We start from the raw sequence: 24,429 nt of genomic DNA on the forward strand, positions 1-24,429 counted from the left end.
AATGTCCCAATCCGTTTCCCTGACATTTCCCGATGGTTCCGTGCGCAGCTTCCCGGCTGGCGCAACCGGCAAGGATGTCGCCGAATCCATTTCCAAGTCGCTTGCCAAGAGCGCCGTCGCCATTGCGATCGACGGCGCCGTGCGTGACCTTTCCGATGCCGTCACGGACGGCAAGATCGAAATCATCACCCGCAAAGATCAGCGCGCGCTGGAACTCATCCGTCATGACGCCGCGCACGTGATGGCCGAGGCCGTGCAGGAACTCTGGCCCGGCACCCAGGTGACGATCGGCCCGGTCATCGAGAACGGCTTCTATTACGACTTCGCCAAGAACGAACCGTTTACGCCCGACGATCTGCCGAAGATCGAAAAGAAGATGAAGGAGATCATCGCCCGCAACGCGCCCTTCACCAAGCAGATCTGGTCGCGCGACAAGGCGAAGGAAGTTTTTGCCGCCAAGGGCGAACAGTACAAGGTCGAGCTCGTCGATGCGATTCCGGAAGGGCAGGATCTGAAGATTTATCATCAGGGCGACTGGTTCGACCTTTGCCGCGGCCCGCACATGGCCTCCACCGGCCAGGTCGGCACCGCCTTCAAGCTGATGAAGGTTGCCGGCGCCTATTGGCGCGGCGACAGCAACAACGCCATGCTGTCGCGCATCTACGGCACGGCATGGGCTGACCAGGCCGATCTCGACAATTACCTGCATATGCTGGCCGAAGCCGAGAAGCGCGATCATCGCAAGCTCGGCCGCGAGATGGATCTGTTCCATTTCCAGGAGGAAGGTCCGGGCGTCGTCTTCTGGCACGGCAAGGGCTGGCGCATCTTCCAGACGCTCGTCGCCTATATGCGCCGTCGCCTGGCGGCTGACTACCAGGAAGTCAACGCGCCGCAGGTGCTCGACACGTCGCTCTGGGAAACCTCGGGTCACTGGGGCTGGTATCAGGAAAACATGTTCGCCGTGAAATCGGCGCATGCGATGACGCATCCCGAAGACAAGGAAGCCGACAACCGCGTCTTCGCGCTGAAGCCGATGAACTGCCCGGGGCACGTGCAGATCTTCAAGCATGGCCTGAAATCCTATCGTGAACTGCCGATCCGGCTTGCGGAATTCGGCCTGGTGCATCGCTACGAGCCGTCGGGCGCGCTGCATGGGCTGATGCGCGTGCGCGGCTTTACGCAGGACGACGCGCATATCTTCTGCACCGACGAGCAGATGGCCGCCGAATGCCTGAAGATCAACGATCTTATCCTGTCGGTCTACGAGGACTTCGGCTTCAAGGAAATCGTCGTCAAGCTTTCGACCCGGCCGGAAAAACGCGTCGGTTCCGACGCACTCTGGGATCGTGCCGAAGCCGTGATGACCGACGTGCTGAAGACAATCGAGGCGCAGTCAGAGGGCCGCATCAAAACCGGCATCCTGCCGGGCGAGGGCGCCTTCTACGGTCCGAAGTTCGAATATACGCTGAAGGATGCGATCGGCCGCGAATGGCAGTGCGGTACGACGCAGGTCGACTTCAACCTGCCGGAACGCTTCGGCGCCTTCTACATCGACAGCAATTCCGAAAAGACGCAGCCGGTGATGATCCACCGCGCCATCTGCGGCTCGATGGAACGCTTCCTCGGCATCCTGATAGAGAACTTCGCCGGCCATATGCCGCTCTGGGTATCACCGCTGCAGGTGGTGGTTGCGACGATCACCTCGGAGGCCGATGCCTACGGCCTCGAAGTGGCCGAGGCGCTGCGCGATGCCGGTCTCAACGTAGAGACTGATTTCCGCAACGAGAAGATCAACTACAAGATCCGTGAGCACTCGGTCACCAAGGTTCCTGTCATCATCGTCTGCGGCAGAAAGGAAGCCGAGGAGCGCACGGTCAACATCCGCCGCCTCGGCAGCCAGGACCAGGTTTCTATGGGGCTCGACGCTGCGGTCGAGAGCCTGACGCTCGAGGCGACACCGCCTGATATCCGCCGTAAGGCCGAAGCAAAAAAAGCCAAGGCGGCCTGAAACGCCCTTATCCGGCAGCGCCATCCGGCGCTGTCGGAAATCTGATATGAAACCGCAATATTGTCGTCGCGAACGGGGAGCGGATCATCCCGGGGCCGGCGTGCGCTTCAAAGAACTATCCTATGCCAATGACGCAGACCCGCGGCTGAAGCGGTGGCTGATCCGCTCGATCGACGGGCTTTCGGGCCGCGATCACTATGTCGGCCCTCTACCAGATCTGGCGCCGCGATATCATCGGCAAGAGCGATCGCGTCTTCGCCAGGACGCTCGATCTCGTCGACGTCGCCATCGACGTCAAGGGCCACTGGCCGCTCGAACCCGTTCCCACTGAACCGATCGTCATCGTCGCCAACCACCCTTTCGGCATCGGCGACGGCATCGCTGTCCTGGCGCTTGCCGAACAGCTCGGTCGTCCCTTCAAGATACTCATTCATAACGACCTGCTGAAGGTGCCGGAGATGGCATCCTATTCGTTGCCGATCTCCTTTGAAGAGACCCGGGAGGCCCTGGCGATGAATATGAAGAGCCGGAACGAGGCGGTGCGGCTGCTCAAGGAAGGCACGACCATCATCGTCTTTCCGGCCGGCGGCGTTGCCACCGCGAGAAGGGGTTTCGGCCGCGTCGAGGACCTGCCGTGGAAGCCGTTTCCGGCAAAACTCGTCCAGGCGGCGCGGCAAGCGTACGGCCGGTCTATTTCGAGGGCCAGAACGGCCGGCTGTTCCACCTGGTGAGCCTGACATCGATGACGCTGCGTCTGTCGCTGCTGATCCACGAGTTCCGCCGGCTGTCCGGCCGCACGATCACGGCCCATGTCGGCGAAATGCTGAGCTGGGAGTCGTTGAGCAAGGGTAGCGACCGCAAAGATCTGCTCGCCCGCCTCCATAAGGCCGTCTTTTCGATGGCGCCGCCCTCGAAGCGGCCGAGACGGCACCGCTTGCGGTAAGTTCAATCGAGGCTGGCGCCGTCGCCGCCCTGCGGCACGAGCTGTTCATAGGAGGGCAGAGGCGTTTCGGGGGCCGGCTGGACACCCGGCGGCGGCGGCGTGCCGGCCGGCACCTGCTGCACCGTGCGGGCCGCACTTTCCGGCTGCTGCGGCTGCTGGTCCTTCATCAGAACTTCGACATCGGTGTTTCTGCCGGCGACCACTTTAAAATCCCGCTGGTAAATCTTGTCCTTGTTGCGGGCGACGGCGGAATATTCGCCTTCGGCAAGCACCATGGTTGGAAAGGCGCTGACGCTTTCGCCGACGCTGTCGCCGGCTGCCGTCAGGATCGACCAGGCCGTGTCGGCGATCGCTTCGCCCCCGGCTTCCGAGACCAGCTTGAAAGTGATCTGGGCGGCGCGGTGCTGGATCGTCGCTTCGGTCAGTTTCCCGGCCTCGACCTGGATGTCGGCGCGGATGACGGCATTGACGCTGCCATATTCGGAAACGATGTGATAGGTGCCGGCATTGAGGCGCACCACCGTGTTCGGAGAGACGTCGGCCACCACGAGACCGCGCTCGCCGTCGTCACGCACTTCCGAAGAATAAATCGAGAAACTCAACTGATCCGGGCGGATGCGAGAATCGGTGCCGGAGACGGCATTGAGCAGCAGGCCGCCGGCATCAAGCACCATCACCTGCTTGTCGACCTGGCCGTCGGCCGGCACCGTCAGCTTCTTGGTGACGCCGGCCCGGCCGAAGGAGACATTGACGAAATAATCGCCCGGCGCGAGCTGGAAGGCGGCGGGTCCGCCCTTCGCGCTGGCGATCAGCGGCAGCTTGCCGTCGGTTCCGGCGATCGGGCTGAAGACGTACCAGGACAGACCATCCTCGACAGGCGTGCCGTCGACCGTCAGCTTGGCTTCCATCGCGACGTCGCGCAGCTTGGCGGCTTCGGGGGCGGTGCCGGGCGCGATGAAAGCGTTGAGCTTCGGCATCTTCGGCGTCGATTCAATCTGCTTGAAGTCCTTGAAAGCGTCCTGCGCGCCGGCGCCGAAGGGCGTCACTACCATCAGGGCAATGGCGAGGCCGAGGCGTGCAAAAGGCGAAATGCCAAACATCTGTTTCGTGAACCGATTGACTTCTGAAATCGCAAAGGCCACTTCAAGACCAACGCGATGGCAAATTCAAGACCCACGCTTTGCAGCAGCATAAAAATGAAAGTTTCTCCCGCATGAAATCCGATATCAAGCTGATTGACTACCTCGCCGTGCGCCGCTCCATCCCAGCTTTTCAGATGTGCGAACCAGGCCCCGAGAAGGCCGAGATCGAGGAAATCCTGCGTCTTGCCTCGCGCGTTCCCGATCACGGCAAGATCGCGCCCTGGCGCTTCATCGTCTATCGCGGACAGGAGCGCGTCCGCCTCGGCGAGGCGCTGCTGACGCTGGCGCTCAAGACGAAACCCGACCTTTCCGAAGAGATGATCCAGGTCGAACGCACCCGCTTCACCCGTGCGCCTGTGGTCGTCGCCGTCGTCAGCAGGGCGGGGCCGCACATCAAGATCCCGGAATGGGAGCAGCTGATGTCGGCCGGCGCACTCTGCCTCAACGTCATCCTGTCAGCCAATGCCCATGGCTACGTGGCCAACTGGCTGACGGAGTGGTTCGCCTATGACGAGCGCGCCTATCCGCTGCTTGGCGTCGGATCCGATGAAAAGGTGGCGGGCTTCATCCATATCGGTTCGACGACATTTCCGGCAATCGAGCGGCCGCGGCCGGAGCTTGCCGACACCGTCACCTGGATCGGTGGAGAGGATTGATGTTCTACACGACCGACAGCAACCGTCATGGGCTGGCGCATGATCCCTTCAAGGCGATCGTCTCGCCGCGGCCGATCGGCTGGATCGGCAGCAAGGGCAGGGATGGCTCGATCAATCTCGCGCCCTATTCCTTCTTCAACGCCGTCGCCGACCGGCCGAAGCTGGTGATGTTTTCTTCGGCTGGTCGCAAACACAGCCAGCGCAACGCCGCCGAGACCGGCGTCTTCACCTGCAATTTCGTCAGCCGCGAGCTTGCCGAAAAGATGAACCTTTCCTCGGCCGCACTGCCCTATGGCGCGAGCGAATTCGGCTTCGCCGGACTGACGCCGAAACAGGCCGAACTTATCGACGCCCCCTATGTCGGCGAGGCTTTCGCGGTGCTCGAATGCAGGGTTACCGAGATCATCGAGCCGAAGGCGCTGTCGGGTGCGCCGTCCGAAAACGTCATCGTCTTCGGCGAGGTCATCGGCATCCGCATCGACGAGGCGATTGTCAGGGACGGCCGCCTCGACATGTCGATTGCCCGGCCTGTGGCCCGCATGGGCTACATGGATTACAGCGAGGGCAGCGATGTCTTCGAGATGCTCCGGCCGCGGGTCGAGGGCTGACGCGAAGGCATACAAGGGCTTAAGAAACATGGTGAACGAATCTTAAACCTTTTACCGCTACGGTCGCAGCAATGAAAGGAACGCGAGGGAATCGCGTTCAAGTGCTGGGGCGTCGCGTGATCGTAGAAGCTTTCCTTCGTTGGATCGAAACGGCCAAGACCGGCGATCGGGCCCGGGCCGCGAACGCACTCGGTCGAGCCTATCTGCAATCTCAGATGAACGCGGAAGAGCGGACGGCGGCCGAGATGGCAATGACCTTTCTGCTCGACGATCCGTCGCCGCGCGTGCGGCTTGCGCTTGCCGAGGCGGTCGCCTGGTCGCCCGACGCGCCGCGCAGCCTGGTCCTTTCGCTTGCCGCCGATCAGCCTGAGATTGCCTGCCATGCCGTCACCTGTTCACCGCTTCTGAGCGACGCCGACCTCGTCGATCTCGCCGCACGCGGCAATGGCGCAACCCGGATGCTGATCGCGGCGAGGGCGCGTGTGACGCGGCCGGTTTCAGCCGCCCTTGCGGAAGTCGGCGATGAAGAGGAGCTGCTCTGCCTGCTCGAGAACGAGGGCGCTGTCATTTCGAGTCTTTCGTTGAAGCGCATCGCCGAACGGCTCGGCGACTGCTGCGATATCCGCAATCTGCTTCTCGAACGCAGCGATCTTCCGGCCGATGCCCGCCAACTGCTAACCCAGCACGTCAGCAATGCCCTGGTCGGTCTGCCGCTTGTTCAGGCGGCGGTCGGGCTGCAGCGGCTGCAGCGGATCAGCCGCGAGGCGACGGAAGCGGCGATCGTATCGATTGCCGGCGATATCGCGCCCCGGGAGATACCCGACCTCGTCGTACATTTGCGAATCAATGGCCGTCTGACGCCGTCCTTCCTGATGCACGCGCTCTGCTGCGGCAAGGTGGACTTCTTCGCCGGAGCGATCGTCGATCTGACAGGCTGCGGCGAGCGCCGCGTGCGCTCGATCTTGGCCACGGGACGCATGCATGCAGTGCGCGCGCTCTATGAATCCGCCGGCCTGCCGAGGGATATCAGCGTGATCTTCGTGGAGGCGACGCTTCTGTGGCGCGAGGCGGCGCGGAAGGCGCCGGGCAGCGTGCTCGGCACCGTCTGCGGTCGTCTTCTCGAAAAATTCCGCCATCACGACGGCGCCCACGGTGCGGTCGGCGAACTGCTCGATATGGTGGAGAAGCTGCATGTCGCCGAACAGCGGCAATCAGCCCGCGTCTATGCGGCGCTTGCAGCGGCCTAAAGCGCATGGCGATCTTTCAGATTCGCTCCTTGCGCTTTAGCTCTCGGTTTTCACGCATGTCGTTGCCGCAAAACCGCGCACACTTTTGCGCGACATGCTTTAATCGGCGATCCGTGTCACCACCCAGGAATAGCTGGAGGATACGAAATGCACCGGCTTGGAGAGCGTCTCCTTGACGTCACGGCCCGATGGAAGATGCGCGCGGACCTGGCCGGCGATATTTTCAGCGAAACTGGCGAGCTTTCCCACGGGTTCTTCGACAGGCTCGGACGCAGGAATGGGCGCCGGCAAGGGCGCCGGCTTCGGCGGTTCGGCGGCGGCGAGCGCTTTCGGCGGTTCGCAGACGGCGATCACCGAGGGATAGCTGACATTGGCATAGGCCTTCAGCCGGCGCTCGGCCTCGCCATCGCAGGCGGCAATGGTTTCCCAACGCTTGTCGACTGTCGCGACATAGCTGCACTGGGTGACGGAATCGTCGCAACCGAGAATTGTCATCGCGATGAGCACCGCTTGCATATTCTGCTTCCTTGGCTATTGAACCTCACATCGCCTTAGACGGCGCAATTCCATCCGAATGAAGGCAAGAGCATTAACTCTTCGTCATCTCATGGAAAAATTGCGCCTCGCAAGCATCGGGAGCCAGCATGTCCGTCACCATTGCCCAAGAGCCGCCGCGGCAGGAGGGCGTCATCCGCCTTCTCGATCTTTCCGATGCCTATGCGCAATCGCTCTATCCGGCCGAGAGCAACCATCTGGTGGACCTTTCTCTCCTGGAAAAACCGTCAGTGAGTTTCTTCGTCGCGCGCAGCCATGGCGCAATCGTCGGATGCTGCGCATTGGTGGAGGCCGGCGACGCTACGGCAGAGATCAAGCGCATGTTCGTCGACCCGCAGGCGAGGGGACTGAGAATCGCCAGCGGACTGATGAACGCTCTGGAGGTGGTCGCAAGGGAAAAGCGGCTGATGGCGATCCGGCTCGAAACCGGGATCTATCAGCCCGAGGCGATCGCTCTTTATCGCAAATACGGATATCGGGAAATTGAGGCCTTCGGCGCCTATCTGCCGGACCCGCTCAGCCTGTTCATGGAAAAGCGGCTAAGATAGCACCGAGAGACCCGGTTCAGCCTTCGGCGACGCGGGGAACCGGCTTGGACGGCGGGGCCTGTTCGTCGATCACGATCTGCGGCCCGCTCTCGCTGGTCTCGGCGTTGCGGGCCTCGTGGATCCATTCGCGCCAGATGGCGACGATCAGCGCCATCAGCACCGGGCCGATGAAGAGGCCGAGGAAACCCATCGTCTTGACGCCGCCGACGAGGCCGAAGAAGGTCGGCAGGAAGGGTAGCTTGATCGGGCCGCCGACGAGCTTCGGCCGCAATGTCTTGTCGACGATGAAGAGCTCGACTGTGCCCCAGACGAAGAGGCCTACGCCGGCGACATGCGAGCCGCTCGCCAGGAGATAGATCGAGACCAGCGTGAACGAGAGCGGCGCACCGCCCGGTATCAGCGCCATCACGCCCGTCAGCACGCCGAGCGTCACCGGCGACGGCACGCCGGCGATCCAATAGGCAAGGCCGAGCACGATGCCTTCGCCGATCGCAATCAGCGTCATGCCCATGACGGTGGAGCTGATTGTCGCCGGAACGACGCGGGAAATGCGTTCCCAACGGTTCGGCAGGATGCGCTCGCCCAGCATGTCGATCTGCTTGGAGAAGGAGAAGCCGTCGCGATAGACGAAGAACAACGCGATCAGCATGAAGAGCAGCGTCAGCAGAAGATGGAAGGCGCCGCCGCCGGCCGCAAGAACGGCACGGTAGATATTGCCGATATGGGCACCGCTGACCGCCTGAATGAGCTCACCAAGGGCGCCCGGGCTGCCGATATATTTTGTCCAAAGCTCGTCGAGATAGGGGCCGGCAAACGGCAACGCGGCGATCCAGCCAGGTGTCGAGGCCCCCGAACGGTTGGCGTGGATTGCCCAGGCGAGCCAGGTGCGCACTTCGCCCGTCGTATAGGTGGCCGCAAATCCGATCGGGATGACCAGAAAGGTGACGATCATGATGATGGCGATGGTCGCGGCGATCGTCGTATTGCCGCCGACACGGGCAAGAAGCTTGCGGTAGAGCGGCCAGCTGGCGAAGCCGATGACGAGGGCGGCCAGCACCGGCACAAGGAAACCGTAGAAGAAATAGACGCCGGCGGCGACGATCAGCACCAGCAGCCAGCGCGCCGCGGAGATGGAGGGTATCAGCGGCGTGCGTGTCGGCGCCGACGAGCCCAGCCATCGCGGTTCATGATTGCTTCTCTGACGGTCAAACACACCCACGCGCGCCTCTTCTTATTCTTGTCTTCTGGTTATGGGCTATGAACCCGGCGGTTTCAAGGTCCGCGCCGTGAAAGCGTTTACAAAGCGTCGCTATTCAGCCATCACAGCTGGTGTCTTACTGTTGCGGACGACGCAAAATCTTGAAGGCGTAGAACTGCGTCTTCTGCGCGGCGGAGAAATTATTGTCCGATCCGAGAATGAGGACGTCGGTTCCATCCTTGGCCTTGCCGAGCGACATGGCCTCGATATTGTCGGGGACAAGGCCGATTGCTCTGAGATCAAGGATCTGGCTCCTGCGAACCGGGACGACGCGCTGGTCGTTCTTGGCGAGCGAGGCGATGGCGGATATGTCGGTCGCGTCGGTGAGATCCATCATCATGATCTTGATGTTGTTGCCGACGCCTTCGGCATAGCTTCGCTCGACGGCGAGCAGGCGGTGATCGTCGAGAGCGAGCATTTCCGACATGCCGTTGTCGTTGCCGCCGTCGGGCTTGGCGGCGGCCTGCGGAATCGGCGAGACCGGGTAGACATATTGCGCCTTCGGCTCGCCGGTCGCGCCGTCATAGCGGATGATGCGCGACAGGCTGCCCGTGATCAGCGACGGCTTGGGACCGTCCTGGTAGAGGGCGGCTTCGGCGCCGACGAAAACGTCGCCCGAGGGCGCGACGGCGAGATCCTCAAAGGCGAGATTGTCACGGATGCCAGTCGACTTGTCGATGGTCGGTGCAAAGCCTTCCGGCAGCTTGAATTCGCGCAGGAAAGTACCGTCCGGCGCAGCGACGCGGATGAAGGGCGGCAGCAGCACCTTGGCGTCGCCTTCGCTGCCCCAATAGATGCCGTCCTTGCCGAAGCGGATCGATTCCGGATCGACGGTCTTTGCCGCGAAAGGCTCGCCGTTCTTGTCCTTCAGCGTCACGTGCTTGACGACGGAAACACCCTTGAGGCCCGACGCATCGACATCGATGTCGAGTTCATAGAAGCGGGCCGGGGCCTTGTCCGAGCGATCGTCGCTTATGGCGAGATAGTGGCCGGTGGCGGCATCGAAATCGAGACCGGAAATGCCGCCGAATTCGACGCCGTTTTCCATCTGGCCCGTCGGAATGACGAATTCACCGAGATAGGAGAGCGAAATGCCGGCGGCGCAATCGCCGAAGGGGCAGGCGGTCTCGAAGGTGGCGCCGATATCGCTGGCCCTGACAGTCACGGTGCTGGACAGGAGAACGAAAGCGGCAGTCGCGAGAAAACGCTTGGTCATGGCAAATATCCGGCAAGGGTTGAAAAGGTTCGAACGGACGCCGGCATTCCTCCCCGGGGAGGGCGCGCGCCGACCGCTTCATGCGCCGGTTGTTTGACGGAGTTGTTACGGTTCTTCGTCAGTTCCGTGAAATCGCAAATGCTAAAACGCAGCGCGCCGATGGCCTGTCGAACTGTTCGGCGCGCCTGAGTCCTGTCTAGATGTCCAGGTTTTCGGCGAAGGCGGCGCGTTCCTGAATGAAGCGGAAGCGGGCTTCGGGCTTGGTGCCCATCAGATCGTCGACGGCGCTGCGTGTGCCTTCGAAATCCACCTCGTCGATCAGCACCCGGAGCAGGGTGCGCTTGGACGGGTCCATGGTGGTTTCCTTGAGCTGGGCGGGCATCATCTCGCCGAGACCTTTGAAGCGGCTGATCTCGACCTTGGCCTTGCCCTTGAATTCCGTCTGCATCAGTTCGGCGCGATGATTGTCATCGCGGGCATAGGCGGATTTCGCCCCTTGCGTGATCTTGTAGAGTGGCGGAACGGCAAGGAAAAGGTGACCGCCGCGCACCAGCTCCGGCATCTCCTGATAGAAGAAGGTGATGAGCAGCGAAGCGATGTGGGCGCCGTCGACGTCGGCATCGGTCATGACGATGATGCGCTCGTAGCGCAGGTCTTCCTGACGGTATTTCGAGCGCGTGCCGCAGCCGAGCGCCTGGATGAGATCGGCGAGCTGCTGGTTGGCGCCCAACTTCTCGCGGCCGGCGCTGGCGACGTTGAGGATCTTGCCGCGCAGTGGCAGGATCGCCTGATTGGCGCGGTTGCGCGCCTGCTTGGCTGAGCCACCTGCCGAATCGCCCTCGACGATGAAGAGCTCGGCGCCTTCGGCGGTATTCTGCGAGCAGTCGGCGAGCTTACCGGGCAGGCGCAGCTTGCGCACCGCCGTCTTGCGGTTGACTTCCTTTTCCTTGCGGCGGCGCAGGCGCTCCTCGGCGCGCTCGATCACCCAGTCGAGCAGCTTGGCCGCTTCGTTCGGATTGTCGGCGAGATAGTGGTCGAAGGGGTCGCGCAGCGCATTCTCGACGATGCGCTGGGCCTCGACGGTGGCCAGCTTGTCCTTGGTCTGGCCGACGAATTCCGGCTCGCGGATGAAGACCGACAGCATGCCAACGGCCGAGATCATCACGTCGTCGGTGGTGATCTGCGCGGCACGCTTGTTCTGCGTCAGTTCGGCATAGGCCTTCAGCCCCTTGGTCAGCGCGATGCGCAAGCCTGCCTCGTGCGTGCCGCCTTCCGGGGTCGGAATGGTGTTGCAATAGGAATGCACCTGCGGATCGCCACCATACCAGGTGATCGCCCATTCCATCGAGCCGTGACCGCTGGCCTTCTCGGTCTTGCCGGCGAAGATCTCGCGGGTGACGGTGAACTCCTTGCCCATCGTCGCCTGGAGATAGTCCTTGAGGCCGCCGGGGAAATGGAAGGTGGCCTTATCAGGCACCTCGGACCCTTCCGGCAGAACGCCGGGCTCGCAGCTCCAGCGGATCTCGACGCCACCGAAGAGGTAAGCCTTGGAGCGCGCCATGCGAAAGACGCGGGCGGCGTCGAACTTCATATGCTCGCCGAAGATCTGGACGTCGGGATGGAAGCGCACGCGGGTGCCGCGGCGATTGTGGACGTCGCCCAATTCCTCGAGCCCGCCCTGCGGCAGGCCGCGGGAGAAGCGCTGGCGGTAGAGCTTGCGGTTGCGCGCCACCTCGACCTCGAGGAAGTCGGACAGCGCGTTGACGACCGAGACGCCGACGCCGTGCAGACCGCCCGATGTCTCATAGGCCTTGCCGTCGAACTTGCCGCCGGCATGCAGCTTGGTCATGATGACTTCGAGCGTCGATTTGCCCGGAACCTGCGGATGGTTCTCGACGGGAATGCCGCGGCCGTTATCGGTGACGGTGAGATATCCCTGCAGATCGAGATGCACTTCGATGAAATTGGCGTGTCCGGCGACCGCCTCGTCCATCGCATTGTCGATGACTTCGGCAAAGAGATGATGCAGCGCCTTTTCGTCGGTGCCGCCGATATACATGCCCGGGCGCATGCGCACCGGCTCGAGGCCCTCGAGGACGCGGATCGACGAGGCGCCGTATTCGTCCGAATTCGATCCGGCGGGCGCCGGGCGTGCAGAGGCGGAGGGCGGCGTCGCGGCGATGGCCGCTGCGGCCGCTGGCCGCTCGGCCGGCGCTACGGGCTTCTGTGCCTCCTCGCGTTTTTCAGAAAGGGGCAGTCCGGAAAAAAGGTCGTTGCTGTCGTCCATGGAGCCGTTCAGATCTTCATCCTGTCTTGGGCTTGCATCCGCCGCCGACCCAAAATCACCGCATTTCATGTCACGTTTGCGAATCGGGCAGATTCTGCCAGAAAGCACCTCTATACGCGACACCGCCAATTCTGGCGGAGTTTGACACATGATTTGCGTTGCCGGGCGCGGAATGGCAAGCGGCGGCAGGCTTCAGGAAACCATCCGCATGCGAATGTCCACAAGTGATTGCACCGTTATATCAGCAATTGCGGCGTTTTTCCTGTCCGGGGTGGTGCTGTTATCAGGCGGGCCGGCGCAGGCGGCCGGCCCGCTGGGGCCTTTCAAGGACGATCTGTTCTCGAAGCAGACCGTCCTGCAGACTGGCGACGATGGTGCCTTCGAGGTCATCGACTACGATGAGATGCGCGATATCAACGGCCGCGACCAGATCCCGCAGAAGCGGGTGCAGCAGAAATATGTGGCGCTCGGCATCCGCAAGGCCCAGGCGGACGAAACGCTCTCCCTTGACGGCATCAGCCTCGATGTCACCAGGGTGGGACCGGCGAAAAATGCCGCTTTCACGGTGATTTTCATCCACGGCCGCGACGGCGACCGCCGGCTCGGGGCCAACGACTACAGCTTCGGCGGCAATTTCAACCGGCTGAAGAACCTCGCCGCCGGCAATGGCGGCGTTTACTATTCGCCGACGGTGAAGAGCTTCGACAGCAACGGCGTTGCCGCCATCGCCGGCCTCATCCGCTATGCCAGCGCCCAATCGCCCGGCCGGCCGGTCATCCTGTCCTGCGCCTCGATGGGCAGCCAGGTCTGCTGGGGCATTGCCCGCGACGAGGGCAGCGTCAAGCGGCTGAAGGGCATGCTTGTCATGAGCGGGGTTACCGATCCCGATTTCACCAGAAGCGCCTTCTACCGGGCGAAACTGCCGCTATGGTTCGCGCATGGCAGCCGCGATCCGGTCTATGCCGCCAACGACCAGCAGGCGCTGTTCGAAAGACTGCACAAGGCAAAATATCCGACGCACTTCACGCTGTTTCAGACCGGCAATCACGGAACGCCGATCCGGATGATCGACTGGCGCAGGGTGTTGAACTGGATTCTTGCGGCTTAGCGGCGGATTTTCGGCAAAATTTGCCTGGGATCGCCGAGATTCCCCTTACGTCAAGGGCATGATGCTTTTCTTTGCCGCAAGCTTTTGATATGGCCGCAGGCATAAGCAGATTTAGGGAAGGCCGGCATGACACCTGACGTGCGCCCGCTCGTGGCGGGAAATTGGAAAATGAACGGCACCCGTGCCTCTCTGGATCAGATCAAGGCGATCGCCGAGGGTGTTCGCCCGCCGCTCGCCGATAAGGTCGAGGCACTGATCTGCCCACCTGCGACGCTGCTCTATGTGGCGACCGCGCTTTGCACCGACAGCCCGCTTTCAATCGGCGCGCAGGACTGCCATCAGAAGGCGTCCGGGGCACATACCGGCGACATCTCGGCCGAAATGATCGCCGACAGTTTCGGCACCTATGTGATCGTCGGCCATTCCGAGCGCCGCACCGACCACGCCGAAACAGACCATCTGGTGCGCGCCAAGGCGGAGGCCGCCTTTGCCGCCGGGCTGACCGCGATCATCTGCATCGGCGAGACGGCGGACGAACGCCGCGCGGGTCAGGCGCTCGACATCATCAAGCGCCAGCTTTCGGCCTCCGTTCCGGATGGCGCAACCGCCGAAAATACGGTTATCGCCTATGAGCCGATCTGGGCGATCGGTACCGGTGTGACGCCGACATCGGGCGACGTGGAAAAGGCGCATGCCTTCATGCGCGCCGAAATGGCGGCGCGCTTCGGCGACCAGGGCCGCAAGATGCGCCTTCTCTATGGCGGCTCGGTCAAGCCGGCCAATGCCGGCGAACTGATGGGCATTGCCAATGTCGACGGCGCGCTAATCGGCGGGGCGAGCTTGAAAGCCGCCGACTTCCTCGCCATCTACCGGGCCTACGAGGCGCTGCTCGCCTGAGGCGTTGTTTATTCCCGGGTTATTCGTTCAATCCGGGTCGTATTCTCGGCCGAAGGGCTTGGAATAGATGAACGCCTCATGTAAAGAGCCGCCAGAATTTTTAATTATGTCCGTCTTCCGGCGGGCAGGACTGGACCCATGCAGACAGTATTGATTGTCATCCATCTCATGATCGTGCTCGCCCTTGTCGGCGTCGTGCTCATCCAGCGCTCGGAAGGCGGCGGCCTCGGCATCGGCGGCGGTTCGGGCTTCATGTCGGCCCGCGGCACGGCCAATGCGCTGACGCGCACGACCGCGATCCTTGCCACGCTGTTCTTCCTGACGTCGCTCGGCCTCGGCATACTGACGCGTTACGAGGGCCGTCCGGGCGATATTCTCGACCGCATCCCGGCCACGAGCGGCCAGGGCAACGGCATTCTCGATTCGCTCGGCGGCGCACAGGCTCCGGCCAACCAGCCGACCGGCAACGGCGTTCCGAGCAGCGGCGCCGCCGCGCCCGCTCCGCAGGCTCCGGCCGCGCAAGCTCCGGCAGCCCAGGCCCCTGCGGCCAGCGCGCCTTCAACGGATGCGCCGGCAGCAACCGCTCCGGCAACGACTGCCCCGGCAACGCCCGCAGCTCCGGCCGCGCCGGCGCCGGCTCAGCCCTCCGGCGTCCCGACGGGACAGTAAACCGGTCTTCGACATAAACCGCCGGCAGGCCCTCGGGTCTGCCGGTTTTCTTTTGTTCAGATTCCCGCCTCAGGCTTCGAAAGTTCTGGAAAAGAATTTTTGGGCTGGTGGAATCGTTTTTGAAAAGGTATCCGGTGAATCCCATGGCGCGATACGTATTCATCACTGGCGGCGTGGTTTCCTCTCTCGGAAAAGGAATCGCGGCCGCGGCTCTCGGAGCCTTGCTGCAGGCTCGTGGTTATCGGGTTCGGCTTCGCAAGCTCGACCCCTATCTGAATGTGGATCCGGGCACGATGAGCCCGACCCAGCATGGCGAAGTCTTCGTCACCGACGACGGCGCGGAAACCGATCTCGACCTCGGCCACTACGAGCGCTTCACCGGGCGTTCGGCAACCAAGACCGACAACATCACCACCGGCCGCATCTACAAGAACATCATCGACAAGGAACGGCGCGGCGACTATCTCGGCGCGACGGTGCAGGTCATCCCGCACGTCACCAACGAGATCAAGGATTTCGTCACCGAGGGGAACAAGGACTACGATTTCGTCATCTGCGAGATCGGCGGCACGGTCGGCGACATCGAGGCGATGCCCTTCATGGAGGCGATCCGCCAGCTTGGCAACGACCTGCCGCGCGGCACCGCGGTCTATGTGCATCTGACGCTGATGCCCTATATTCCGGCGGCCGGCGAACTGAAGACCAAGCCGACCCAGCACTCGGTGAAGGAACTCCAGGCGCTCGGCATTCATCCCGATATCCTGCTGGTGCGCGCCGATCGCGAAATCCCGGAGGCCGAACGCCGCAAGCTCTCGCTGTTCTGCAATGTGCGCCCGTCCGCCGTCATCCAGGCGCTCGACGTCGCCAATATCTATGACGTGCCGATGGCCTACCACAAGGAAGGCCTCGACGACGAAGTGCTTGCCGCCTTCGGCATCGAGCCGGCGCCGAAGCCGCGCCTCGACCAGTGGGAAGAGGTCTGCAATCGCATCCGGACGCCGGAAGGCGAGGTGACGATCGCAATCGTCGGCAAATATACCGGCCTCAAAGATGCCTATAAATCGCTGATCGAGGCGCTGCACCACGGCGGCATCGCCAATCGCGTCAAGGTCAAGCTCGAATGGATCGAGTCCGAGGTCTTCGAGAAGGAAGATCCGGCCCCCTATCTGGAAAAGGTGCATGGCATCCTCGTGCCCGGCGGCTTCGGCGAGCGCGGCTCCGAAGGCAAGATCCATGCGGCCCGCTTTGCCCGTGAGCGCAAGGTGCCGTATTTCGGCATCTGTTTCGGCATGCAGATGGCCGTCATCGAGGCGGCCCGCAATCTCGCCGATGTGCCGGCGGCTTCGTCGACCGAATTCGGCCCGACAAAGGAACCGGTGGTCGGCCTGATGACCGAATGGGTCAAGGGCAACGAGCTGCAGAAGCGCACCGCGGCCGGCGATCTCGGCGGCACGATGCGCCTCGGGGCTTACAAGGCGGCCCTGAAGAAGGGCACGAAGATCTCGGAAATCTACGGTTCGACCGATATTTCCGAACGTCACCGTCACCGCTATGAGGTCAATGTCGACTATAAGGACCGTCTCGAGAGCTGCGGCCTCGTCTTCTCTGGCATGTCGCCGGACGGTGTCTTGCCGGAGACGATCGAATATCCCGATCATCCCTGGTTCATCGGCGTGCAGTATCACCCCGAACTGAAGAGCCGACCGCTCGACCCGCATCCGCTGTTTGCGAGCTTCATCGAAGCTGCGACGGAACAGAGCCGTCTCGTCTGACGAATGCTCCTACCAGATCGCGCCGCCGTCGCGCGATCTGGATAATGGCCATGTTTGCGCTATGTTGGCGGCATGGCAGCCCGCAGCACAACAGTCTCACGCTTCATCGCCGCGCCGCGCGAGCGCATCTACAGTGCCTTTCTCGATGCGGAAGCCGTCGCTACATGGCTTCCCCCCGGTTCGATGACCGGCATTGTCCACGCCTTCGAAGGCCGGGAAGGCGGTGCCTTTAGCATGTCGCTCGTCTACCCCGACGACGAGGCATCACAGCCGGGAAAAACCTCCGACAAGACCGACAGATTCGAGGGCCGTTTTGCCAGACTCGTGCCTGACGAACGGATCGTGTGGGCGACCGTATTCGATTCCGAGGACGAGGGATTTTCAGGCGAGATGACCGTCAGCACGATCTTGTCGCCTGCTGACGGCGGCACCGACGTAACGATCGTCTGCGAGAACATTCCCGCCGGCATTCGGCTTGAAGACAATGAAGAAGGTTGCCGCTTGACGCTCGGCAAACTTGCCACTTTCGTCGGTGGTTGAGATCGGCGGCCAATACAGGACATGCCCCGCCGCCGAATCCAAGCGTCAGGCTGCGGCCGGAAGCGGTCCGACATAGACCGAACGGGGGCGGATCAGCCGACCGTCGAGCGCTTGTTCGCGGGCATGCGCCAGCCATCCGACCGTTCGACCGATCGCAAAGACGCCGGTAAAGGCTTCCCGCGGGAAGCCGAGGGCTTCGAGCAGCAAGGCGGTGTAGAATTCGACGTTGACGTCGAGCGGCCGGTCCGGCTTGCGCGCCTTCAGGATCGCCAATGCGGCGGCCTCGACGGCTTGGGCGAGCGCACTGCGGGCGCTGTCCACCTGTCCTGACGTGATCAGCGGCTTCAGCGCACCTTTCAGCGCATCGGCGCGCGGATCGCGGACGCGGTAGATGCGGTGGCCGAAGCCCATCAGCCTTTCGCCGCGATCGAGCGCCCCGCCGAGCCAACGGCCGGCATTCTCTGCCGTTCCCACGGCATCCAGCATGTCGAGGACGGGCCCGGGCGCGCCGCCATGCAGCGGTCCCTTCAGCGCGCTCAGCGCCGCCAGCACGGAAGAGGTGAGGCCGGCCTGGGTCGAGGCGATCACCCGCGATGCGAAGGTCGAGGCGTTGAGGCCGTGGTCCGAGATCGTGACGAGATAGGTATCGAGCGCGGCCACCTGCTCCTTGCTCGGCAATTTTCCAGTCAGCATGCGCAGGATATCGGCCGCCTGCGACAGTGCGGCGTCGGGCGCGATCGGCTTTTGGTCGCACTGCAGCCTGAGAACCGCGGGCAGGAGGACCGCGGGCGCTGCCAGAAGGGCGAGCGCGGTGTCGAAATCGTCGCCATCGGGCAGCCGGGCGATCAGCGCCCGCATCGCATCGACCGGCGGCAGTGCGAGCAGGGCGGCGTCGGCGGCCTCGATATGGACGAAGGCTTTCGTTCGCGCTTTCGCCAGCCAGCCGCGCAATTCCGCTTCATTGAAGCTCCGCTCCATCAGGCCATCCAGCAACAGGGCGGCACCGCCCTCATAGGTTCCGCCCGCGACGAGATGATCCAGCGATACGCCGCGGATGATCAGCCGCCCCGCTTCGCCATCGACATCCGAGAGCTGCGTTTCGGCGGCGATGACGTCTTCCAAGCCGTTTTTCATATTGTTTCTCCTTTACGACAAGGATGATCCGACCTAGTCTCATTGACGTCAATCTTGATGCAATTGATCAATATGAGGCTCCGATGCCGTGGCTGACTGCCGAAGAGGCGCTGCAGGCGCTGAAGACCAAGCCGCAGACGCTTTACGCCAATGTCAGCCGCGGGCGCATCCGCGCCAAACCCGATCCCGCCGACCCGCGCCGCAGCCTCTACCAGGCCGCCGACGTGCGACGACTGGCCGAACGCCATGCCGGCCGCCGCAAGGCCGAAACGGTTGCTGCCGAGACGATCCGATGGGGTGACCCGGTTCTCGCCTCGGCGATCTCCACCATCATCGCAGGACGGCTTTTCTATCGCGGACGGGATGCCGCCGATTTCGCCGAGGCGGCGACGCTGGAGGAGACGGCGGCGCTGCTCTGGAACGGTGCGGAAACATTCTTCTCGGGCACGGTAGCCGGAAATGGCCCGCCGTCGCTTCAGGCTGCGTTCCTGGCGCTGGCCGGACGGGTGACGGCGGATCTGCCATCGCTCGGCCGATCGCAGGCCGCCCTGCGGCGCGAGGCGCACGGCGTTCTCTCCACCATCGCCGATGCGCTGGCGCCGGGGCCTGCGGCCCAGCCGCTGCATCTGCGGCTGGCGTCAAGCTGGGAACGGCCGGATGCCGCCGATTGTCTGCGCCGGGCGCTGGTACTGCTTGCCGATCACGAACTCAACGCCTCGGCCTTTGCGGCGCGGGTCGCCGCCTCGGCGGGTGCGGCACTTTCGGCCGCCGTGCTCTCCGGTCTGGCAACGCTGACGGGGCCACTGCACGGCGCCGCCTGGCAAGGCGTCGACGCCCTGATCGAGGCATCTTCAGCGCTTGGGCCGGAACTGGCGATCCGCCGCTCGCTTGTCCAGGGCAATCACCTCTCGGCCTTCGGCCATCCGCTCTATCCCGATGGCGACATCAGGGCTTTGGCACTGCTTTCGCATTTTTCCCTGCCGCCGCAATTCGCCGCGCTTCGGGAAACCGGCGAGGAGATGGTCGGTGAGAAGGTCAATGTCGATTTCGCGCTTGCCGCCATGGCCGCCGCCTGCGGGCTGCCTCGAGAGGCGCCGATCATCATTTTTTCGCTTGCCCGATCCACCGGCTGGCTGGCGCATGCGATGGAGCAGATCGAGAGCGGAGAATTGATCCGGCCGCGCGCGCGTTATGCCGGGCCGGCGCCGGAGATGCGAAGCGGTCCCTGAGAATTCGCCGGTGGTCTCACCGGTCCGCTTTTTCGCCTAGGGAAATATCGGAATTCGGCTATCATGGCCGATATGGAAGAAGACGGTTGGCGGGCGCTTTCGCAGAAGCTGCTCCGCGCGGTCACGGGGGCTTTCCATGCATACGACGCTTCGCAACCTGTTTGTCGCCGCGCTGGCTGCCGGCCTCATTCCGCATGAGGCGGCCTTCGCGCAGTCTGCGGGCTGCGCGATATCGCGTGACGCCGACGCCCGTCAGGTGCTGAGCTGCCCCGGCGGCGTCAAGGTGACGGCAGAAGCCGGCGCGTCTTTCCGCCTGACCGACCGCAACCGTGACGGCAGTCCCGATTCGGCATCGCTACGGCGCAAGGCCATTCTCGTTGATGTCGACAGCAGTCAGCACACAGGTGGCTTCCAGGTGGTAACGCCGCAGGCGATTGCTGCCGTGCGCGGCACGCGGTGGGCTGTCGACGTCGTAGGCGGCAAGACCTCGGTGCTGGTGGTCGGAGGCAGCGTTGCCGTCCGTCGGCCGGCTGGTGAGCCGGTGGTGCTGTCGCCAGGCGAGGGCGTCGATGTGACCAGCTCAACCGAACCCCTGGTCGTGCGCCGCTGGCCGGCGCCACGCGTCGCTGCCCTTCTTGCCCGCCTCGGCCAATAAATATCATGAGCCATCGCCTGCTGACCCTGATCGCGCTGCTGTTCGCCGGTCTTTGGGGGGCGGCGCTCGGTTATCACAATCTCAACGGCGAGGTCGGCCTTCTCGACCGGATGGAGGCCACGCTTGCGGATATCCGCAGCCTGGTCGTCGGGGCAAGAGAGCCGCCGCCTATCGTGTCGATCGTCGCGATCGATGACCGCACCGCCGCCGCCCATGGCTATCCGCTCGACCGGGCCACGCTTGCCCGCCTTGTCGGCGCGATCAATGCGGGCAATCCGAAAGCCCTGGCGCTCGACATTCTGCTCGTCGATCCGGGGCTGGAGGAAGGTGATGCGGCGCTGACCGCCGCCTTGCGCCAGGGGCCAACCGTCATCGCGGGCGCGGCCACCTTTGCGCAAAGCAGGCAGCGGGTCACCGATGCCGCCGAGGATCCATTTGCTGGCATCCCCGAGGCAAACCAGCTTCTGTTGCCGCTGCCGCGCTTTGCCGAGGCGGCCGCGGTCGGCATCGTCAATGTCGCGACCGATCAGACCGGCACGCCGCGTTTCATTCCGCTGATTTCGCGCAGCGCCGACCGGCTGGACCCGGCTTTTCCGTTGCGTGCCGCCTCGGTGGCGCTCGGCGTCGATCCCAGTATCGAACGCGGTGCCGTCATGCTCGGAGCGCTGCGTATTCCCACGGATATCGGTCAACGCCTGCCGGTGACCTTCTATGGCGGACGCGGCAGCATCACCACCTTCAGCGCCGCCGATGCGCTTGACGGCAAGCTGCCGGCGGCGGCTGTGGCAGGCCGCATCGTCGTCATCGGTTCGACGGTCACCGGCGGCGGCGATGTCTTCCCGACGCCGTTCGATCCCGTCATGCCCGGTGTCGAGGTGATGTCGACGGCAATCACCCATCTTGTCACCGGCGACGGCATGGTGCGCGACCACCGGATGAGGCTGATCGATGCTGGCACTGCCATCGGCCTGGCGCTCCTGCTCGTTTCGCTGGTGGCTTGGCGGCGCAGTGCTGCGGGCTATCTCATCATGGTGCTGGTGCTGGTGGTCTGGGCCATGCTCAATCTGTCGGCCTTTGCTCATGGCTATTGGCTGAGTGCGGCGCTGCCGATCGCCGCGGCGCTGCCGCCGGCGTTAATGCTCGGTGCGGTCGAACTCTGGCACGACCGCGGCCGCGCCCGCCATTTCGCCGAGCAGAGCGCGCTCCTGCAGCGCATCGAGGCTCCCGGCCTTGGCGAATGGCTGGCGCGCCATCCCAATTTCCTTGCCACGCCGGTGCGTCAGAACGCCGCCGTCATCTTCATCGATCTCTCAGGCTTCACGGGTCTCAGCGAAACGCTCGGACCGGTCAAGGTCAGCGAAGTGCTCAGCGGCTTCTTCGAAATCATCGACGACGAGGCCCGCTCTCACGGCGGCGCCATCACCAGCTTCATGGGCGACGGGGCAATGATCCTGTTCGGCCTGCCGCAGCCGGCCGATGACGATGCCGCCCGCGCCGTCGCCTGCGCGGTCGGCCTCTGCGAGCGTACGCGGGCCTGGCTTGGCGCGCATGCGGGCTTTGCCGAGAAGAAGATCGGCTTCAAGGTCGGCGCCCATTGCGGCCCGATCGTCGCCTCACGGCTCGGCACCGGCGACCGGCAGCAGATCACGGCGGCGGGCGACACGGTGAATGTCGGCGCCCGGCTGATGGAGGTCGCCGCCCGCAACGGCGTCGAGCTGGCGCTGAGCGCCGAAATCGTCCGTGCTGCAGGTCCCGACAGCGCGCTGCTGCAGGCCGGCCGGATGGAGGGGCCGTTGGAAACGGAGCTGCGCGGCCGGGCAAGCCATATAGACGCTTGGCTGTGGCGCAGCCACACGCTTTGACAATCGCTGCGGGAGCGGCTAGGAACGGCGCAAATATCCCGCCGGCTGGCTCCGGCCATGGCGCATTTCGCGCCTGACAGCTCCGAAAGATCGAACTCATGACAGAATTCAACGGCGTCGTTCCGGCGATCGCCAAGGCGTTGCAGAAGCGCGGTTACGCCGAACTCACCCCGGTGCAGAAGTCGATGCTCGATCCTGATCTTGCCGCATCCGACGCTCTGGTTTCCGCCCAGACCGGTTCCGGCAAGACCGTCGCCTTCGGGCTGGCGCTGGCGCCGACGCTGCTCGAGGGCAGGGAACGCTTCGGCAATGCCGGCGCCCCGCTCGCCCTCGTCATCGCCCCGACGCGTGAACTTGCCCTGCAGGTGAAACGCGAACTCGAGTGGCTGTATGAGATGACCGGCGCGGTGATCGCCAGCTGCGTCGGCGGCATGGACATCCGCAGTGAGCGCCATTCGCTCGAACGCGGCGCCCATATCGTCGTCGGCACGCCGGGACGGCTCTGCGATCATATCCGCCGCAACGCGCTCGACATGTCGGAGCTGAAGGCCGCCGTGCTCGACGAGGCCGACGAAATGCTCGATCTCGGATTCCGCGAGGATCTGGAATTCATTCTCGACTCGGCGCCGGACGAGCGCCGGACGCTGATGTTTTCGGCAACAGTGCCGGCGGCGATTGCCAAGCTTGCCAAGAGCTATCAGCGCGACGCGGTTCGCATCAGCACCGCCGCTGAGGAAAAGCAGCACGTCGATATCGAATATCGGGCGCTGATGGTGGCTCCGAGTGACCGCGAGAACGCCATCATCAACGTGCTGCGTTATTACGAGGCGACCAACGCCATCGTCTTCTGTTCGACGCGCGCCGCTGTCAATCACCTGACAGCGCGCTTCAACAATCGCAATTTTTCGGTCGTGGCGCTTTCCGGTGAGCTGACGCAGAACGAACGCAGCCATGCGCTGCAGGCGATGCGCGACGGGCGCGCCCGCGTCTGCATCGCGACCGACGTCGCCGCCCGCGGCATCGATCTGCCGGGCCTCGATCTCGTCATCCATGCCGACCTGCCGACCAATCCGGAAACGCTGCTGCACCGCAGCGGCCGCACCGGCCGGGCCGGGCGCAAAGGCATCAGCGCCATGATCGTGCCGCTGAATGCACGGCGCAAGGCCGAGCGCCTGCTCGAGAATGCTGGTATTTCGGCCGCCTGGGCGCGGCCGCCCTCGGCCGAGGAGGTGAGCGAGCGCGACGACGAGCGGCTGCTCGCCGATCCGATTTTTCACGACGCTCCGCAGGAAGAAGAGCGGGGGCTGGTGCAGCAGCTTCTTGCCAACCACGGCGCTGAAAAGCTCGCCGCCGCATTCCTGCGCCTCTACCGCACCAATCATTCGGCGCCGGAGGACCTGATCGAGGTTAGCGTGCAGGATGAGCGCAGCCGCAAACGCCGCGACAATGCAGAGCCATACGCGCCGGCGCAAAAGGGACCGCGGGAGGATTTCGGCCCCAGCGTGTGGTTCTCCGTTTCGGTCGGGCGCAAGCAGAATGCCGAGCCGCGCTGGTTGATCCCGATGCTTTGCCGCAACGGCAACGTGACGAAACGGGAGATCGGCGCGATCAAGATGCAGCCCGAGGAAACCTATGTGGAGATCGCCGCAGCGAATGCCGATAGTTTCCAAGAGGCGCTCGGGCCGAACAAGACGCTCGAACGCGGCATCCGCGTCACCAGGCTTTCCGGTACACCGGATTTCAGCCGTGCGCCGGCACAGAAGCCCTACGCCGGCAAGTCTTCGCGTGACGAACGGCCGGGCGATAACTTCCGCGACGAGCGGCCGAAGAAGAAATTCGGCAAGGGTTCGGGCGGCGGATATGCTGCGGCCGAGAATGTCAGCGGGGAGAAGAGGGATAGTAAGCCCTGGAGCAAGAAACCCGGCAAGCCTGGCTTCGATGGCCCGAAATCCGACAAGCCCAGATACGACAAGCCGAAATTCGAAGGCGGGAAATCCGAAGGCGCCAAATCCGAACGCCCGAAATACGAAGGCAAGGGCGGCGCCGGGCCGAAGAACAAGTTTTCGAAGAAGAAGCCCGGCTGATTTCGCCGGCA

At 63.6% G+C, this 24,429-nt stretch carries 20 protein-coding genes and 1 pseudogene; 15 read left to right on the top strand and 6 right to left on the bottom strand.

Going from position 1 to position 24,429, the window contains the following annotated elements:
* Nucleotide 1 precedes the first annotated feature (1 nt).
* Together thrS and A7X77_RS26675 are read left to right on the top strand one after the other, a co-directional pair.
* Complete coding sequence (thrS, locus tag A7X77_RS26670; protein WP_064685849.1) at nt 2-2,008, top strand: threonine--tRNA ligase; 2,007 nt, start codon at nt 2-4, stop codon at nt 2,006-2,008.
* A gap of 100 nt (nt 2,009-2,108) precedes the next feature.
* Nucleotides 2,109-2,951: pseudogene (locus A7X77_RS26675) on the top strand (lysophospholipid acyltransferase family protein).
* A gap of 2 nt (nt 2,952-2,953) precedes the next feature.
* Here the strand turns inward: A7X77_RS26675 and A7X77_RS26680 are convergent.
* On the bottom strand, nt 2,954-4,051 hold the full coding sequence (locus A7X77_RS26680) for a hypothetical protein (RefSeq protein ID WP_064685850.1): 1,098 nt from the start codon (nt 4,049-4,051) through the stop codon (nt 2,954-2,956).
* A gap of 113 nt (nt 4,052-4,164) precedes the next feature.
* On the opposite strand from A7X77_RS26680, the gene A7X77_RS26685 reads away from it, so the two are divergent.
* From A7X77_RS26685 to A7X77_RS26695, 3 genes are all read left to right on the top strand, one after another.
* Nucleotides 4,165-4,749, top strand: a complete 585-nt coding sequence (locus tag A7X77_RS26685; protein ID WP_064685851.1) for a nitroreductase family protein — start codon at nt 4,165-4,167, stop codon at nt 4,747-4,749.
* Nucleotides 4,749-5,357: a flavin reductase family protein gene (locus A7X77_RS26690; protein ID WP_064685852.1), complete on the top strand. Its 609-nt coding sequence runs from the start codon at nt 4,749-4,751 to the stop codon at nt 5,355-5,357. Before A7X77_RS26685 ends, A7X77_RS26690 begins: the two co-directional genes overlap by 1 nt.
* A 101-nt stretch (nt 5,358-5,458) precedes the next feature.
* On the top strand, nt 5,459-6,604 hold the full coding sequence (locus A7X77_RS26695; RefSeq protein ID WP_082928869.1) for a DUF2336 domain-containing protein: 1,146 nt from the start codon (nt 5,459-5,461) through the stop codon (nt 6,602-6,604).
* A 99-nt stretch (nt 6,605-6,703) separates the two neighbouring features.
* Here the strand turns inward: A7X77_RS26695 and A7X77_RS26700 are convergent, their stop codons facing one another.
* On the bottom strand, nt 6,704-7,120 hold the full coding sequence (locus A7X77_RS26700; protein WP_064685854.1) for a hypothetical protein: 417 nt from the start codon (nt 7,118-7,120) through the stop codon (nt 6,704-6,706).
* A 128-nt stretch (nt 7,121-7,248) separates the two neighbouring features.
* Between A7X77_RS26700 and A7X77_RS26705 the strand changes: the two genes are divergently transcribed.
* The gene (locus A7X77_RS26705) at nt 7,249-7,707 is read left to right on the top strand and encodes a GNAT family N-acetyltransferase (RefSeq protein WP_064685855.1); all 459 of its coding nucleotides are present in this window, start codon (nt 7,249-7,251) and stop codon (nt 7,705-7,707) included.
* Nucleotides 7,708-7,723: 16 nt separating this feature from the next.
* Here the strand turns inward: A7X77_RS26705 and A7X77_RS26710 are convergent, their stop codons facing one another.
* The 3 genes from A7X77_RS26710 to parE all read right to left on the bottom strand — a co-directional run bounded on the left by A7X77_RS26710 (nt 7,724) and on the right by parE (nt 12,468).
* Nucleotides 7,724-8,926 carry an AI-2E family transporter gene (locus tag A7X77_RS26710; RefSeq protein ID WP_064685856.1) on the bottom strand — a complete coding sequence of 401 codons (1,203 nt, stop codon included), beginning with the start codon at nt 8,924-8,926 and terminating at the stop codon, nt 7,724-7,726.
* 115 nt (nt 8,927-9,041) lie between these two features.
* Nucleotides 9,042-10,181 (bottom strand): esterase-like activity of phytase family protein, encoded by a 1,140-nt coding sequence (locus A7X77_RS26715; protein WP_064685857.1) that lies wholly within the window; start codon nt 10,179-10,181, stop codon nt 9,042-9,044.
* A 196-nt stretch (nt 10,182-10,377) separates the two neighbouring features.
* Nucleotides 10,378-12,468, bottom strand: a complete 2,091-nt coding sequence (gene parE, locus A7X77_RS26720) for a DNA topoisomerase IV subunit B (RefSeq protein WP_064685889.1) — start codon at nt 12,466-12,468, stop codon at nt 10,378-10,380.
* A 208-nt stretch (nt 12,469-12,676) separates the two neighbouring features.
* Between parE and A7X77_RS26725 the strand changes: the two genes are divergently transcribed.
* From A7X77_RS26725 to A7X77_RS26745, 5 genes are all read left to right on the top strand, one after another.
* Nucleotides 12,677-13,576 carry an alpha/beta hydrolase gene (locus A7X77_RS26725; protein WP_064685890.1) on the top strand — a complete coding sequence of 300 codons (900 nt, stop codon included), beginning with the start codon at nt 12,677-12,679 and terminating at the stop codon, nt 13,574-13,576.
* A gap of 126 nt (nt 13,577-13,702) precedes the next feature.
* Nucleotides 13,703-14,473: a triose-phosphate isomerase gene (gene tpiA / locus A7X77_RS26730; RefSeq protein WP_038689029.1), complete on the top strand. Its 771-nt coding sequence runs from the start codon at nt 13,703-13,705 to the stop codon at nt 14,471-14,473.
* A 138-nt stretch (nt 14,474-14,611) separates the two neighbouring features.
* A complete protein-coding gene (gene secG, locus A7X77_RS26735) occupies nt 14,612-15,142 on the top strand; it encodes a preprotein translocase subunit SecG (RefSeq protein ID WP_064685858.1) in 531 nt (176 codons plus the stop codon).
* Between the two features lie 143 nt (nt 15,143-15,285).
* Entirely contained in the window at nt 15,286-16,914 is a 1,629-nt protein-coding gene (locus A7X77_RS26740) for a CTP synthase (protein ID WP_064685859.1), read from the top strand.
* 72 nt (nt 16,915-16,986) lie between these two features.
* The gene (locus tag A7X77_RS26745) at nt 16,987-17,454 is read left to right on the top strand and encodes an SRPBCC family protein (RefSeq protein ID WP_064685891.1); all 468 of its coding nucleotides are present in this window, start codon (nt 16,987-16,989) and stop codon (nt 17,452-17,454) included.
* Between the two features lie 45 nt (nt 17,455-17,499).
* Here A7X77_RS26745 and A7X77_RS26750 read toward each other — a convergent pair whose 3' ends face one another.
* On the bottom strand, nt 17,500-18,588 hold the full coding sequence (locus A7X77_RS26750; RefSeq protein ID WP_064685860.1) for a citrate synthase/methylcitrate synthase: 1,089 nt from the start codon (nt 18,586-18,588) through the stop codon (nt 17,500-17,502).
* Nucleotides 18,589-18,671: 83 nt separating this feature from the next.
* Between A7X77_RS26750 and A7X77_RS26755 the strand changes: the two genes are divergently transcribed.
* From A7X77_RS26755 to A7X77_RS26770, 4 genes are all read left to right on the top strand, one after another.
* Nucleotides 18,672-19,817, top strand: coding sequence for a citrate synthase (locus tag A7X77_RS26755; protein ID WP_197486900.1), 1,146 nt, complete (start codon nt 18,672-18,674; stop codon nt 19,815-19,817).
* Between the two features lie 136 nt (nt 19,818-19,953).
* Nucleotides 19,954-20,472 (top strand): FecR domain-containing protein, encoded by a 519-nt coding sequence (locus A7X77_RS26760; RefSeq protein ID WP_064685862.1) that lies wholly within the window; start codon nt 19,954-19,956, stop codon nt 20,470-20,472.
* Nucleotides 20,473-20,477: 5 nt separating this feature from the next.
* Entirely contained in the window at nt 20,478-22,334 is a 1,857-nt protein-coding gene (locus tag A7X77_RS26765) for a CHASE2 domain-containing protein (protein ID WP_064685863.1), read from the top strand.
* Nucleotides 22,335-22,432: 98 nt separating this feature from the next.
* The gene (locus A7X77_RS26770; protein ID WP_064685864.1) at nt 22,433-24,418 is read left to right on the top strand and encodes a DEAD/DEAH box helicase; all 1,986 of its coding nucleotides are present in this window, start codon (nt 22,433-22,435) and stop codon (nt 24,416-24,418) included.
* The last annotated feature ends 11 nt before the right edge of the window (nt 24,419-24,429 follow it).

Origin of the sequence: Rhizobium bangladeshense (genome assembly GCF_001662075.1) — a bacterium.
Taxonomy (GTDB): Bacteria; Pseudomonadota; Alphaproteobacteria; order Rhizobiales; family Rhizobiaceae; genus Rhizobium; species Rhizobium bangladeshense_B.